The sequence below is a fragment of the Cellvibrio fontiphilus genome, assembly GCF_042646205.1.
In the GTDB taxonomy this organism is placed as follows: domain Bacteria; phylum Pseudomonadota; class Gammaproteobacteria; order Pseudomonadales; family Cellvibrionaceae; genus Cellvibrio; species Cellvibrio fontiphilus_A.
In genome coordinates, this window is the sequence record NZ_JBHRTF010000004.1 from 757,343 (window position 1) to 772,057 (window position 14,715).

7 protein-coding genes are annotated in these 14,715 nt (G+C 49.1%); 6 read left to right on the forward strand and 1 reads right to left on the reverse strand.

All coding sequences use genetic code 11. The annotated features are described in order from the left end of the window. Positions 1-140 precede the first annotated feature (140 nt). A complete protein-coding gene (locus tag ACFODX_RS11840) occupies positions 141-1,997 on the reverse strand; it encodes a hypothetical protein (RefSeq protein ID WP_378119332.1) in 1,857 nt (618 codons plus the stop codon). A 201-nt stretch (positions 1,998-2,198) separates the two neighbouring features. Between ACFODX_RS11840 and ACFODX_RS11845 the strand changes: the two genes are divergently transcribed. The 6 genes from ACFODX_RS11845 to ACFODX_RS11870 all read left to right on the forward strand — a co-directional run bounded on the left by ACFODX_RS11845 (position 2,199) and on the right by ACFODX_RS11870 (position 14,689). Continuing rightward, positions 2,199-3,869, forward strand: coding sequence for a methyl-accepting chemotaxis protein (locus tag ACFODX_RS11845; RefSeq protein ID WP_378119334.1), 1,671 nt, complete (start codon positions 2,199-2,201; stop codon positions 3,867-3,869). Between the two features lie 289 nt (positions 3,870-4,158). Beyond that, a complete protein-coding gene (locus ACFODX_RS11850; RefSeq protein WP_378119336.1) occupies positions 4,159-8,340 on the forward strand; it encodes a molybdopterin-dependent oxidoreductase in 4,182 nt (1,393 codons plus the stop codon). 413 nt (positions 8,341-8,753) lie between these two features. Continuing rightward, the gene (locus tag ACFODX_RS11855) at positions 8,754-10,976 is read left to right on the forward strand and encodes a type I secretion system permease/ATPase (RefSeq protein WP_378119338.1); all 2,223 of its coding nucleotides are present in this window, start codon (positions 8,754-8,756) and stop codon (positions 10,974-10,976) included. Continuing rightward, a complete protein-coding gene (locus tag ACFODX_RS11860) occupies positions 10,969-12,405 on the forward strand; it encodes an HlyD family type I secretion periplasmic adaptor subunit (RefSeq protein ID WP_378119340.1) in 1,437 nt (478 codons plus the stop codon). The genes ACFODX_RS11855 and ACFODX_RS11860 overlap by 8 nt, the downstream gene beginning before the upstream one ends. Before the next feature lie 95 nt (positions 12,406-12,500). Continuing rightward, positions 12,501-13,709 carry a glycosyltransferase family 4 protein gene (locus tag ACFODX_RS11865; protein ID WP_378119342.1) on the forward strand — a complete coding sequence of 403 codons (1,209 nt, stop codon included), beginning with the start codon at positions 12,501-12,503 and terminating at the stop codon, positions 13,707-13,709. A 50-nt stretch (positions 13,710-13,759) separates the two neighbouring features. Further along, on the forward strand, positions 13,760-14,689 hold the full coding sequence (locus tag ACFODX_RS11870) for a lysozyme inhibitor LprI family protein (RefSeq protein ID WP_378119344.1): 930 nt from the start codon (positions 13,760-13,762) through the stop codon (positions 14,687-14,689). Positions 14,690-14,715 lie beyond the last annotated feature (26 nt).

The window sequence follows — 14,715 nt, forward strand, 5'->3', positions numbered from 1 at the left end:
TTTGCTTGCGTCGACCGGCGTTACTTGGGGGGTTATATTACTGAAATAAGCACTTTGCTCAACCTAATCATGGGTTTATGAGTTTTGATGCGCGGTTTATGCGATCTGGTCGAGCCTTTTTGAATCCAGCGCAACCGGGCTTATTCCCACACCGAATTAAAGTCATCCTGTGCGCTGGGCGCTTCTCCGCCAGCGCTCATTAATTCACGGAAGGCAAATTGACTGAAGGCGCCGGTTCCAAATAGGCGCTGGGTTAGTTGGATGGAAATATCTTTATTGTCGCGGCCATCGGCTTGCGGTTGGCGGTAAAGGCGCGCTTTGTTGTATTCGTGGAAAGAAACCGCATTGGTAATAAGGCTCGCCGGTTGGTTGATGGCCCGCAGTTCCGGAATTTGCAGGGCGCGTAAGTATTCCGAGAGTGCGCCGGTTTTGTGAACTATGGCGATAGCAACTGGCGTGGCGTGCGGCGCCATGATTTGGATACCCAACTGGGTGGCGCCCTTGATCTGGTGAGCCCAGCGCACCACACCTATGGACCACTTGTTGCGCCCCGCTTCGCGCAGGGCAAGTAACTCGCCGGCGCGCACTTGCAGGGGAATTTCACTGCGCCATTCAAGGCCGTAACCGCCGGGGCTGCGATCCACCAGCGGTACCTGATAAATCGGGTGCTGCCCCTGGTAATCCACCTTTTCCCGTTCCAACAGTTTTTTCTCAATATTCAGGGTGGATAAACCCGCGCCTTCAAGCCGTGTACCGCGCACATCAAACGCATCACCCCAGGGGTCGTCGTTACTGATGGCCGTGGTTTTTTTTAGCTGTACACCGCGCTTTTGAAAGATATCGCCTTTCTCACCCGCGGCAACACCACTGCTGCGGTTGAGGAATAGGTTAAAAGCCTGCTCGCCGGCCAAATGGAAATGGATATTGCTCAGCCCGACGGTGACTTCGATTTCGGCGTTGACGTCCTGTCGCTCAAAGCTGCGCAATGCCAAATGGCTCCAGGCTTGTTGCAGGTGTTTTAACAGGGCGGCGCTGATGGGGGGCAGCTTGTGTTGTTCCTGACCCTGGGCGGTGTTTTTAGTTGGGTCATCATTTTTGACTGAGTCATCCAGCGCCTGGATTAGCGGCTGGGTGCGCAGTTCCAGCGCTGCGGCTGTATCGGTAACGGCAGCCGGGCGCCAGTGGGATTTATAAAACGGTGGACGATTGCTGTTGGTCAACACCACATAGAGGTTTTCCTGATTCTTGGGGGTGTAATCGTCCAGCTCGGCCGTGGCGGCCAGGGTTTCCAGCAATTTATAGGTGTTTTCTATCTCATCCTGACGCAGTTGGTTAGGGCGTGCAGAGGCCAACAATAAAATGCGCAAATAGCGGTTGTGAATAGTTTTGAGCTGCTGTTGTTGGGGCAGCGAATCCTCAACGGGCAGTTGTGCCACATCCAGCGCGCAAGCAATTTGGTAAAGCGCGTGTACTTCGCTCCAGACCTGGCCAGCAATGGGCAAATAAAGCTGGTAAGAGCGCAGCATGAGCAGCCCGAGCGCGACCAGCGCGCGGGAAATAACCAGCGCTTGCAGCTCTTGTTGTTCGCGTTTTGGCGCCTGACTTTGGCAGAGCTGGCGCACCAACACCAAATAGCCATTAAGGAAATGCTTTTGCATGGCCTGGGCGATGGTGGCGGTCTTGAGCGCGGCCTCCGGCAAAATCAGCGGTTGGTTCAAATATTTGCGTGCAAGGCCATCGAGCGTGTGGTGCAGGGGGATACGCAGTAGTTCCAGCATCGCCAGGCGGGCTTCAGCCGTGGTGTTTACCCGGCCTATTTCTTGTACTGCCTGATACAGCTGCGCGCTCACCTGCTGAACCTGTGTCATAGGCAAGCTGTGCAACCACTCTTTGATTTGCGCCTCTTTGGTGCCGCGACAAAAACTCAACTGCGCCAGATCTTGTGCCGGCACCGCGAGTTTTTTCAGCAGGGTTTGAATCTCTATTTCCTGGGTCATTAAGGCGCCGTGATTAAGGGATCTGAATGATCGCGGGTTATAACTATGTAATTGAATATAGACGATTTTAGATCTTTTCGTCTGAATTGCTGGAGCTTCTCGCCAAACTGGATAGAATTGGTCAAAGTTACCATATGCTGCTGGCGGCGCCAGTAAAGACAATAACAATAAGTAGAGGTAGGTTTTATGGGGTCTTTGTCGATGAAACTTAAACTGATTTTGCTTGGGCTATTGCCGGGCATCGCCATCCTGATTGTGCTCCTGTTATTGGTGAGTTCGCGCATGCAGGGCATAGTCGATAAAGACATGGACATACTGCGCAATACCCTGTTGGAGGCGCATAAAACCGAGTTGCGCAATTCGTTGGATATCGCCAGCTCGCTGATTAAACCCTTCTATGACGCCGCACCCAGTGGCGAATCTGCGCAAAAAGAGCAGGCAATTGCCCTGCTAAAACAGCTCAAATACGGCAAAGACGGCTACTTCTTTGGCTACGATGGCAATTCAGTGCGGGTTTTTTCCGGCAGCGATAGCGCGCGAATTGGCGATAGTTTCCGCGACTACAAAGATGTTAATGGCGTTTTCCTGATTAATGATCTGGTTAAACAGGGGCAGGCCGGCGGTGGTTTTGTTACCTACCACTTTCCCCGTTTGGGGCAGGGCGAGACGGCTTACCCAAAGCTCAGTTATGCCATTTGGCTGGATAAATGGAACCTGATGTTGGGCACCGGCTTTTACATTGACAGTATCGATGAGGCGGTGGCCGCAGCCCGTGCAGTGGCTGATGAGCACATCACCGCCACCCTGATGTGGGTATTTGTGGCGGCGTTGATTTTGTTGGCTGCGATAGCTTTGCTCGCCTTTTACATCGCCAACAAAACCCTGGCACCGCTCAATAGTCTGGTGCATAGCCTTGAGCAAATAGCGCGTGGTGGCGGCGATTTAACCCGCCGGCTCACGCGCACCAGCAACGATGAAATTGGTGCGGTGATTACCGCGTTCAACAGCTTTGTGGATTCCATCCACGGCATGATCCAGCGCATCCAGCAGCTCACCTTGCAGGTCGCGAATATTGGCCAGCAAGTGTCGCAGGACACCCGCGCCACTCACCAAACGCTGGATCAACAGCGCGAGCAAACCCTGCAGGTCGCCAGTGCTATTAATGAAATGGCGGCTTCAGCGGTGGAAGTGGCGCGCAGCACCCAGGAAGCGGCGGCGGCAGCTAACCTGGCTGAATCCACCACCAAAGACGCGCAAACAACGGCCAGTAAATCGATTGATAACATTCAGGCGCTTTCCTCGGAAGTGAAGCTTAATACCGATGGTTTGCAGCAATTGCAGCTGGATGTTAACGGGATTGGCGCCGTGTCCGATGTGATTCGCGCTATTGCCGAGCAGACCAACCTGCTTGCGCTGAATGCCTCTATTGAGGCGGCGCGCGCCGGTGAGCAGGGGCGTGGGTTTGCGGTAGTGGCCGACGAAGTGCGCGCATTGGCGGCGCGCACCCAGGCCTCAACCCAGGAAATCCAGCAGATGATCCAACGCTTGCAGGCCAGCACCAGCAACGCGAGCGAGTCGATTAAACGCAGTTTGGTGAAAGGCGATGTGTCGGTGCAAATGGTCTGCGCGACCTCCGATGCACTCAGCGCTATCGACCAGCAGGTAAGCACTATCAGCCAGCGCGGTTTGCAAATTGCCACCGCAGCCGAGGAGCAGACCCAGGTTATCGAATCCATCAATCAAAACATGCATGCGATTGCCGATGCCACCGAATCAGCCGGCCGCTACGCCGCGCGCTCGCAAGCCTCTGGTCAGGAATTGGCCAGTGTGGGCAGCGAATTGCAGCAACTGGTTGGCCAGTTCCGCACCTGATTTGCATTGTTTTGGTGCGCATCTTGGATTGATGTGGCGATTTGGGCTTGAGGCTTGTGTGCTGAAATGCACCATTCGACACCAAGCCTGTGCCCAGTTGCCTGATTAATGCATTTCAATGAAGCAAAAAACCGGGCGAGAGGTTTTACGGGTGGCTGAGTTTGGGCTAAAAATCGCCAAGTGAAATAAAAATATACCTATTAATCAGTAAGTTACATCGCCTTGTCGCAGTTGGCTTGGCACTGGCATAGCGCTTGCAAAACTCCTGGTAATGAGGAGTTGCAAGCTTATGACCGAATCCCTTTCCAATACTGACCATAAATCTGTTCGCTCTGTGTGCCCTTACTGCGGTGTTGGCTGCGGTATGGTGTTAGAAACCCAGGGCAATAAAGTCATCAAGGTGACGGGCGATAAAACCCATCCCTCCAATTTTGGCCGTTTGTGTACCAAGGGCCAGACCAGCGCCCAGGCGCTCACCAACTCCGGTCGCATGGAATCCGCCTTTGTGCGCAGCGAGCGCCAGCGCGACCCGGTGAAGTCCAGCATGGCGCAGGCGATCACCACTACCGCCAAACGTTTGCGCGACATTCTGGATCGCCACGGCCCTGATGCCATCAGTTTTTATGTGTCGGGGCAGATGTCCATCGAGTCCCAATATCTGGTGAACAAACTCAGCAAAGGTTTTGTGCGCACCAACAATATCGAATCCAACTCGCGCCTGTGTATGGCCAGCGCCGGCATGGGTTACAAATTGTCGCTGGGTTCCGATGCACCACCGGGTTCCTATCAGGATTTTGATCACAGCGATTTATTTTTGGTGATGGGCGCCAACATGGCGGACTGCCACCCGATTTTGTATTTGCGCATGATGGATCGCGTCAAAGCCGGTGCAAAACTGATTGTGGTTGATCCGCGCCGCACCACCACCGCCGACAAGGCCGATTTATATTTACCCATCAAACCCGGCACCGATCTCGCGTTTTTAAATGGCGTTTTATATCTGCTGCACAAAAACGGCAAAACCAATGCAGAATTTATTTCGCAGTACACCCAAGGCTGGGAAAATTTCCCCGAATTTTTAGCCGACTATACGCCGGAAAAAGTGAGCGAAATAACCGGCCTTTCAATCGAGTCATTAATTAAAACCGCCGAGTTGATTGGCAATGCGCCCGAGTTTATGACCTGTTGGACTATGGGTTTAAACCAGAGCACCCACGGCACCTGGAATACCAACGCGATTTGTAATTTGCATTTGGCGACGGGAAAAATTTGTCGCCTTGGCAGCGGGCCTTTTTCGCTCACCGGCCAACCCAATGCCATGGGTGGGCGCGAGATGGGTTATATGGGGCCAGGCCTGCCCGGTCAGCGCAGTTTGTTAGTTGAAGCAGAGCGCGAATTTATTGAAAACCTCTGGGGTATTGCACCGGGCAGTATTAGCACCATCCTCGGTAAAGGCACGGTGGATATGTTCGAGCGCATGGCGCGCGGTGAGATAAAAGCCTGCTGGATTATTTGCACCAATCCGGTTGCCTCTGTGCCTAATCGCAAGATGGTGATTGAGGGTTTGCAAAAAGCGGAATTGGTGATCGCACAGGATGCCTTCCTCGATACCGAAACCAATCGCTACGCCGATATTTTATTGCCCGGTGCTTTGTGGGCTGAAGCCGAAGGCGTAATGATCAACTCCGAGCGCAATATCACCCTGATGCAAGCGGCGGTAAATCCACCGGGTGAAGCCATGGCAGATTGGGAAATCATCGCGCGTGTTGCACGGGAAATGGGATTCACGCAAGGGTTTAATTTTACTTCCGCGGCAGAAGTGTTTGAGGAAATTAAACAGAGTTACAACCCTAAAACCGGTTACGATTTGCGCGGCGTAAATTACGCGCGTTTGCGTAACGAGCCTTTGCAATGGCCCTGTGCCGATGAACAATCCACACGCAACCCAATTCGCTATTTAAATACCGGCATCAACCAGCCGCTAAAAATTAATGAGGACGGTAGCAAACCTTTGCTGCAATTTGCGACTGAATCCGGCAAGGCAATTTTTCATGCGCGCCCCCATGTGGACGCCGCAGAAATGCCCGATGCTGAATTCCCGATTATTTTGAATACCGGCCGTGTGCAACACCAATGGCACACACTGACCAAAACCGGAAAAATTCCCACGCTCAATAAATTAAACCCCGGCACCTTTGTGGAAATTAACCCGCAGGATGCAACGGAATTGGGGATTAGTAATAAAGACAAAGTAGAAATTCGCTCGCGCCGCGGTTACGCCATTTTGCCCGCGCTAGTGACTGATCGCGTTCAGCCCGGCTGCTGTTTTGCGCCGATTCATTGGAACGATGTCTATGGCGATAATCTCTGCATCAACGCCGTCACCAGCGACAAAATTGATGCCATTTCCCAACAGCCGGAATTAAAAGTGGCGGCGGTATCACTCAAACGCGTGGAAGTCATTGCCGAGGAAACGCACACAACCGATGACAGCGCGCAAAATTCCGACAGCCATGATTACGATTATGAAATGCCTATGGCCTTTGCCGCGCTCAGCGAGGAAACCAGCATGACCCTGATAAAAACCTTTGCTACCAAAGTGGGGGTGGCAGACGTGCAGGCGCCCGCATTTTCTGATGCGGAATTAATTTATCTGGGTGGATACGTGGGCGGTTTACAAGCAACCGCCAAGGCCATTGCCGCTGTACCGGCACTGCCAGCGGATGCGCCGCTCGCGCCACAACATCGCACTTGGGTAAACGGTTTGCTGGCGGGTATGTTCAGCCGTGTGTTGCCCATGGGGGTTGCATCCGGTTCACCGGCAATCGCCAAGCCAGAATTGTTATTGCTGTGGGCTTCGCAAACCGGCAATGCAGAAAACCTTGCTCAACATTTTGCGCAGCAATTATCGGCGCAGGGTTGGGCTGTTAATGTGCAATCCATGAATGAATATTCGGTGGAGCAATTAAGTAAAAATAAAATCGTGTTATTTGTCACCAGTACCTTTGGTGATGGTGATGCGCCCGATAATGGCGGCGATTTCTGGAGCCAGTTGAGCAGTGAATCGGCGCCGGAATTAAGCGCCATGCAATTTGCGCTGCTGGCACTGGGCGATTCCAATTACGATCAATTCTGCGGCCACGGCAAAAAATTATTTGCGCGCTTGCAAGCGCTGGGTGCCAACGCATTAATTGAGCGGGTGGATTGCGACAGCGATTTTGAATCGCCAGCGGCAGAATGGTTTGCTAAGCTCTGCGAGCAATTAGCACCTCTATCCGTTTCTGCGAATCAAGCCGCCATGACTGTCACCAGCCCCACTCACAATGCCAATACTCCAGCGGCCACCGCTTACACCAAAGCTAACCCTTACCCTGCGCGTTTAGTGGTGAATAAACGCTTAAATGCCCAGGGTTCAACCAAGGATGTGCGCCAATTCGGTTTTGACTTGGGTGAGTCTGGCATCAGCTACGAAGCGGGCGATGCGCTGGGTGTGTGGCCAAAAAATTGCCCTGACTATGTATTTGAATTGGAGCAGGCACTCAACCTGAATGCCAATGCGCCGGTGGTAGTCGATACCCACGAAAAACCGCTGCATCAAGCCTTAATAGAAAACTATGAAATTTGTCGCCCCAGTTTGGAAGCGCTGAATTTTATTGCACAGCGCAGCAACAGCAGCGAATTAAAAAAACTACTCAGCGCTGAACATAAAGCAGAACTGCAGGATTGGCTCTACGGTCGTCAGCTGGTGGATATTCTGCAAGAGTTTCCGGTGCGCGCCGGTGTGGATGAATTATTACCTTTGCTAAAACGTTTGCAGCCACGTTTATATTCCATCGCCTCCAGCAGCAAAGCGCAGCCTAATCGCATTGACCTCACCGTTTCTGCTGTGCGTTACACGCGCTTTCGCGACAGTAAAAAAATTCGCAAAGGCGTTGCATCCACCTTCTTGGCAGATCGCGCTGACGCTGTAGAGGTTCCCATTTTTGTACAGCCGAGCAAACATTTTCATGTGCCAGAAAATGGCGACACACCCCTGATCATGGTTGGCCCCGGCACCGGTGTTGCGCCTTTCCGCGGTTTTTTACAAGAGCGCCAAGCGCGCGGCGATGCCGGCAAAAACTGGTTGTTCTTCGGCGAGCAACATGCCGCCAGCGATTTTTATTACCAGGATGAAATCACCCAATTCCAAAAAAACGGCCTACTCACCGAATTAAGCCTCGCCTTCTCGCGCGATCAAACACAAAAAATCTACGTGCAAGACCGCATGCGCGAACGCGGCGCAGAATTGTGGGAATGGTTAGAGCAGGGCGCCTACTTCTGCGTCTGCGGCGACGCCAGCCGCATGGCCAAAGACGTAGACCAAGCCCTGCGCGATATCATCCAACACTACGGAAAATTCGACGAAGCCGACACAGTCAACTACATCCGCAAATTAAATATGGAGAAACGCTATTTGCGGGATGTGTATTAACCCACCAGCAATTCCAACACCTCTAAAAATCCCCCGCTGACGTGAGTTAGCGGGGGATTTTTTTAAATTTATCTAGACGGCCTAAAAAATCTTATATATTAGTATTTTAATTAAGCAAAAATTTTTCTTTTCTTTCTCTCAATTAATATTTTATGAAGCATAATATTTGTGCGAATTAGATCACGAACCCAGTGTGTGTTATGCAAGTGTCAGTATACTGTCCATGCTTCATTTTATTTTAATTGTGAATTTTGAATGGTTATAAATTCTAATTTTCTCACTTTTATCATTTTATTTAATATTTATTTAAATGTTTCGTTGTTTTAGGTGACAAAATTTACTATAAATTTGAAATTATAAAATTTTACAATTAGCATTCGCGCCAATTTGATAATTGCTGAATTGGATTAACCATGGATACAGGTTTACAGTGCTTGGTAGCACTCGCAGGATTCCACCAGTTGCCCGCTGATGCGGCACAAATCTCTCATCAATTCGCAATTCCCGGCCAACCGCTTGGCAATACAGAAATACTTCGTGCCGCTAAAGCGCTTACGTTTAAAGCTAAATTATTTAGGTTTCCTCTCTCCAAATTAATCGGTTCCAGCTTACCTGCTATAGCTAAAACCAAAGGCGGCGATTACATCATTCTCGCGCGTATTGCTGAGGAGGATGGTGTGCCGACGAAAGTGCTGATGCAGGATTTGCGCGAGCAAACCCCCAAGACATTAAGCGCAGATGAATTTAATGCGCTCTGGTCGGGCGAAGTCATTTTTCTCAGTCGCCGTGTTGGTATCCGCGAAAGCTTGCAACAAAAATTTGACATCAGCTGGTTTGTTCCGTCACTGATTAAATACCGAAAACTGTTTGGCGAAGTGCTAATCGCATCATTTTTTTTGCAATTGTTTGGTTTGATTACACCGCTATTGTTTCAAGTAGTGATGGACAAAGTCTTGGTGCATCGCGGTTTCAGTACCCTCGATGTGATCGCCTTTGCATTTTTTGCGATTGCGATTTTTGAAGCGCTACTTGGCGGTATTCGCAGTTATGTGATGGCGCATACCACTAGCCGGGTCGATGTGGAATTGGGGGCGCGTTTGTTTCATCACTTGATGGCCTTGCCCATGGGCTACTTTGAGGCTCGGCAAGTGGGTCAAAATGTCGCGCGTGTGCATGAGCTGGATACAATACGTAATTTTATTACCGGCAGTGCGCTCACGCTCATTTTGGATCTGGGGTTTACCATCGTTTTCCTATTGGTGATGTGGTATTACAGCTCCACCTTATTTTTTGTCGTGGCAGCAACCATTCCTTGTTACGTCCTCCTGTCTGTTTTTATTACGCCCATCCTGCGTCATCGCCTGAATGAGAAATTCAAATACGGCGCTGCCAATACCGCGTTTCTCACTGAATCCGTTACCGGTGTTCAAACGGTAAAAGCCATGGCGGTAGAACCGCAGATGCAACGCAAGTGGGAAGATCAGTTAGCCAATTACGTGAGCGCTTCTTTTCGCAGCCAAAACCTCGGTAACGTCGCGAACCAAATTGCCGGTCTGATTAATAAATTAATGACGCTCGGCATTATCTGGTGGGGTGCCCATTTGGTGATTGGCGGTGAGCTTACTGTAGGCGAGTTGATTGCCTTTAATATGCTTGCCGGCCGTGTCAGTGGCCCCATCTTAAAACTGGTGCAACTCTGGCAAGACTTCCAGCAAGCTGGCATTTCCATTGAACGTTTGGGCGATATCCTCAACACCCCGCGTGAACCTGGTTACAACCCCAATCGCTCCACCTTGCCATCGATTGCCGGTGATGTGAGTTTTGAGCATGTACGCTTTCGCTATCGCCACGATGGCCCCGTCATTCTTGATAGCTTTAATCTGCAAGTAAAACCCGGCGAGATTATCGGCATTGTCGGCCGCTCCGGTTCCGGTAAAAGTACCCTCACCAAGTTAGTCCAGCGTTTGTACTTACCTGAGAGTGGTCGAGTATTGGTGGATGGTGTTGATTTGGCAATGGTGGATACTGCATGGCTGCGCCGCAATATCGGCGTGGTACTACAAGAAAACTTTTTGTTCAACCAAACTGTGCGGGAAAATATTGCACTTACCAATCCAGCTGCGCCCATGGAACAGATTATCGCGGTGGCCAAGCTTGCCGGTGCCCATGAATTTATTGTTGATCTCCCAGAAGCCTACGACACCATGGTCGGCGAACAGGGCAGTAACCTCTCTGGCGGACAACGCCAACGTTTGGCGATTGCGCGTGCTCTCCTGACCAATCCACGCATCCTGATTTTTGATGAAGCAACCAGTGCGCTGGATTATGAGTCGGAACGGATTATTCAAGACAATATGGCCGAGATCTGTAAAGGTCGCACTGTGTTCATCATCGCCCACCGATTGAGTACGGTGCGAATTTGCAATCGCATTATCGTGATGAACAAAGGTCAGATAGTAGAGCAAGGCCCGCACGACGAATTGTTGCAACAACAAGGTTATTACGCCCAATTACACGGCTATCAACAACACAGCCCCCAGCCTAAAAACACGTCAGCATCACCGCATACAAACTCACGCCATACTTCACACACAACTCCACATGTAAGCCAGAAGTTGGAGGTGATCCATGACTAATTTCTTCCAGCAATTGCTTGATGCCTGGCGCGAGCGCGCCAAACTGGGTGATGGTTCCAAACATCAAAACCTATCCGAATTTATGCCCGCGGCGCTGGAGTTGCAGGAATCACCGCCCAATCCTTTAGTGCGTTGGCTCGCGTGGGTATTGATAGCCTTATTTTTGCTAACGCTGATCTGGGCGTGTATTGGTAAAGTGGATGTCGTATCCAGTGCTGAAGGTAAAATTATTCCCAGCAGTCGTGTTAAACAAATCCAGCCACTCACCAAAGGCTTTGTGAAAGCGATTCATGTCAAAGAAGGTCAATTCGTAAATCAGGGCGATGCTTTGATTGAATTGGATCGCACCATCACCGCCGCAGACCAATCCCGCATGCAGCAGGAATTGCACAATGCCAGCCTCAACCTTGCTGGTGCAGAAGCCTTGCAGCAATTTTTAGTTAACTATTCTGATTTAACCGATAAGAAAAATCGTCAGCCCAACACTGCTAGCGAAATCCAACTCAATGTCCATGCAAACATCAAACCCACCGAAACCGAAATATTGCTACACCAACAAAAAACCTGGGAGCAGTGGCAGCAATATCAGGCTCAATTAAGCAGCTTGCACAGTGGGCTTAAAAAAGTGCAGAGCGAAAAAATTGGCAATCAGGAAACTATTAAAAAACTCCAGCAAACTTTGCCGATGATAACCAAGCGGGCACAGGCACTCGAAAGCCTCTATGCCAAAAACATGGCTTCAGAAGCTGAGTATCTTGAATTAGAGCAACAGCGCATCGAACGTGTGCAAGATCTCGCCGCGCAACAACAAATACAACAGCAATTGAATGCGGCCATCAATGAGGCCCAACAACAAATCAATGCACTCAAAGCTGACACCCTCGGCAAACTACTCACCCAAATTGCCGATAGCCGCAACCAGATCGCCACTATCAGTGAAGAGCTGGTCAAAGCTACGGATATAAATGACAAGCAAGTCCTCTATGCCCCCGTCTCCGGTTATGTGCAACAACTCGCTATCAACACCATTGGTGGTATCGTCACCGAAGCGCAACAGCTGATGATCATCGTACCGGAAGAGGAAAGTCTGGAAGTTCAAGTCATGCTCGGCAATCAGGATGTAGGATTCGTGCAAAAAGATATGGCTGCTGAAATCAAGGTTCACACCTTTCCCTTTACCAAGTACGGTTTGATCGATGCCACAGTCACTCACATTTCCGATGATGCCATCATCGACGAAAAACTGGGTCTGGTTTACACCATGCATTTGAAAATGCACAAAAGCACGATTCGAGTTGAAGCAAAAGACGTGAAGCTGATCCCAGGCATGGCTGTCACCGCAGAAGTCAAAACCACCCAGCGTAGGGTGATTGAATATTTCCTGTCGCCACTCTTGCGCTACCAGCAAGAAAGTATTCGTGAACGTTAATCGACCTCCGAAGAATACGCCTTACATCATACCCTCGAACGTGGGTATCCAGAAAAATAGATTTTGTAGTAAGCACTAAGGAATCAGTTGTTGCTATGAACGTATTGTTTATCCACCAAAACTTCCCTGCGCAATTTGTGCATTTGGCACCGGCGTTGGCGGCTGATCCCAAGAATGATATCCGCGCGCTCACGCCCAGTAAGCGCCCTTGTCCTACTGGCGTAAAACTTCACACCTACAGCATCAAACGTTCCGGCAGCAAAGAAATACACCCCTGGCTTATCGATATGGAAACCAAAACCATTCGTGCCGAAGCCGCCTTTTGGGGGGCAATGCAGTTAAAAAAAGAAGGCTTCATGCCGGATCTAATAATTGCCCACCCCGGTTGGGGCGAGAGCCTGTTTTTGAAAGACGTATGGCCAAACGCAAAACTCGCGCTTTACTGCGAGTTCTATTATCAAACGGTGGGTGGCGATGTAAATTTTGATCCGGAGTTTTCAACGCAGGAATTGGATATGGCCTGTCGTTTACGGCTTAAAAACGCCAATTTTGATTTGCATCTACTGCAAGCCGATGCCGGTATATCACCCACACACTACCAGCGCTCAACTTTCCCCAAATACTTTCAAGATAAAATTTCGGTCATACACGACGGCATAGACACCAACCGCATAAAACCTAATCCACAAGTCACCATGCGGTTGAGCGGCATGGAGCTGACGAAGAATGATGAAATCATCACCTTCGTAAACCGCAATCTGGAGCCGATGCGCGGCTACCATATTTTTATGCGCGCCTTACCGAAAATTCTAAAAGATAATCCAAAAGCAAGAGTGATTATCGTGGGTGGAGATGATGTGAGTTACGGCAGTAAGCCACCCGCTGGCACTACGTGGAAACAACTATTTTTAAATGAAGTGTGTGAGCAGCTCGATATGAGCCGCGTTCATTTTGTAGGGAAGCTACCATATCCAGATTTTATCCAGCTATTACAATTATCCACTGTGCATGTGTACCTGACTTACCCCTTTGTGTTGAGTTGGAGCTTGTTAGAGGCAATGAGTGCAGGTTGTGCGATTGTGGCAAGTGATACTGCGCCGGTGCGGGAAGTGATTAGGCATAATGAAACAGGCTTGTTGGTGGATTTTTTTGATGTGAATGCAATTGCAGATCAAGTTTTTAATTTATTCAAAAATTCAACAGAGAGATCTCGTTTAGGTGAAGCAGCTAGAGAGTATATTTTGAAACAGTATGATCTTGAAAGAGTGTGTTTACCTCGGCAGATTGTATGGATTTACAGTTGAGAAATTACCCAAATTTCAAATATAGCCTTCATAAATTTTAGGAAAACAGTATGAATAAGAAAGCGTTAAAAAAGTCACTAATTAATCTAATTAGGTGTATAGGAATTGTAGTTTTTGCTGGTGATTTGCAGGCGGCGAGTTTTGATTGTGAGAAGGCGACTAGATCCATTGAAAAGTTGATTTGTTCTGACCCCGCAATCTCCCAGCTAGATACCGAATTGGGTATGGCTTATAAGGCGGCAATGAAAAAAACAGAGGATAAAGACGTGCTCAAATACCAGCAAAGAACTTGGCTCAAATCCCATCTAAATCTCTGTAAAGATAGTGCATGTTTAACAAGTGTTTATGCTCAGCGAATTGAACAGCTAAATTCAATTAACCCTTCACTCCTAGCTTCGTCTTCAATAGCTAATAAGAAACGTTTTACCTTGGAACGAGGTAAGCAATTTCAGTTGTGCCGCGATTTTCTTGAGTTAATGAACCGTGTACCAAAAAAAGAAGATCCTAATTGTGGTTTGGACTATCCGTTTGACGATATCGCGAAAAAAAAAGGATTTAAAGAGATTGACTGGCAAGAGGTCGCTCTTGATAAGTACCTAAATGTTTTAAAAAATCACTATGTTTACGATAAAAAAGATATGACAGATGAGGATGTAAAAAAAAATGAACATCTTTTCAATAAATATATTCAAAATTCGGCGACCCGCTTGTGGATCGCTCACTTCGATGCAAATGGCGATCAAAACATGGATACGGTTTTTAAGGTTATGTATAGAAATTGTATCGCTGAATCTGGATCAACTTTCTTGGTAAGAAATGATGGGGTTTTAGATGAAAAAGCCTATCTGAGGAAACTCTCAAATGAGTTTTTTATGTACCAGGGTTTGACATACGTAACTGCTTCAGATTTTGTAGGTGAATGGGTTGGTCGAGATACCTACGGGTACCTTAAAGGGTTGTGTCAAGTTAAAGAAAATTAACAGTAGCATTTATAAGGAGAATTATC

Bases quoted from the DNA above. Each gene is read 5' to 3' on its own strand.
- ACFODX_RS11840 (WP_378119332.1), bottom strand. From the start codon at position 1,997: ATGACCCAGGAAATAGAGATTCAAACCCTGCTGAAAAAACTCGCGGTG.
- ACFODX_RS11845 (WP_378119334.1), top strand. From the start codon at position 2,199: ATGAAACTTAAACTGATTTTGCTTGGGCTATTGCCGGGCATCGCCATC.
- ACFODX_RS11850 (WP_378119336.1), top strand. From the start codon at position 4,159: ATGACCGAATCCCTTTCCAATACTGACCATAAATCTGTTCGCTCTGTG.
- ACFODX_RS11855 (WP_378119338.1), top strand. From the start codon at position 8,754: ATGGATACAGGTTTACAGTGCTTGGTAGCACTCGCAGGATTCCACCAG.
- ACFODX_RS11860 (WP_378119340.1), top strand. From the start codon at position 10,969: ATGACTAATTTCTTCCAGCAATTGCTTGATGCCTGGCGCGAGCGCGCC.
- ACFODX_RS11865 (WP_378119342.1), top strand. From the start codon at position 12,501: ATGAACGTATTGTTTATCCACCAAAACTTCCCTGCGCAATTTGTGCAT.
- ACFODX_RS11870 (WP_378119344.1), top strand. From the start codon at position 13,760: ATGAATAAGAAAGCGTTAAAAAAGTCACTAATTAATCTAATTAGGTGT.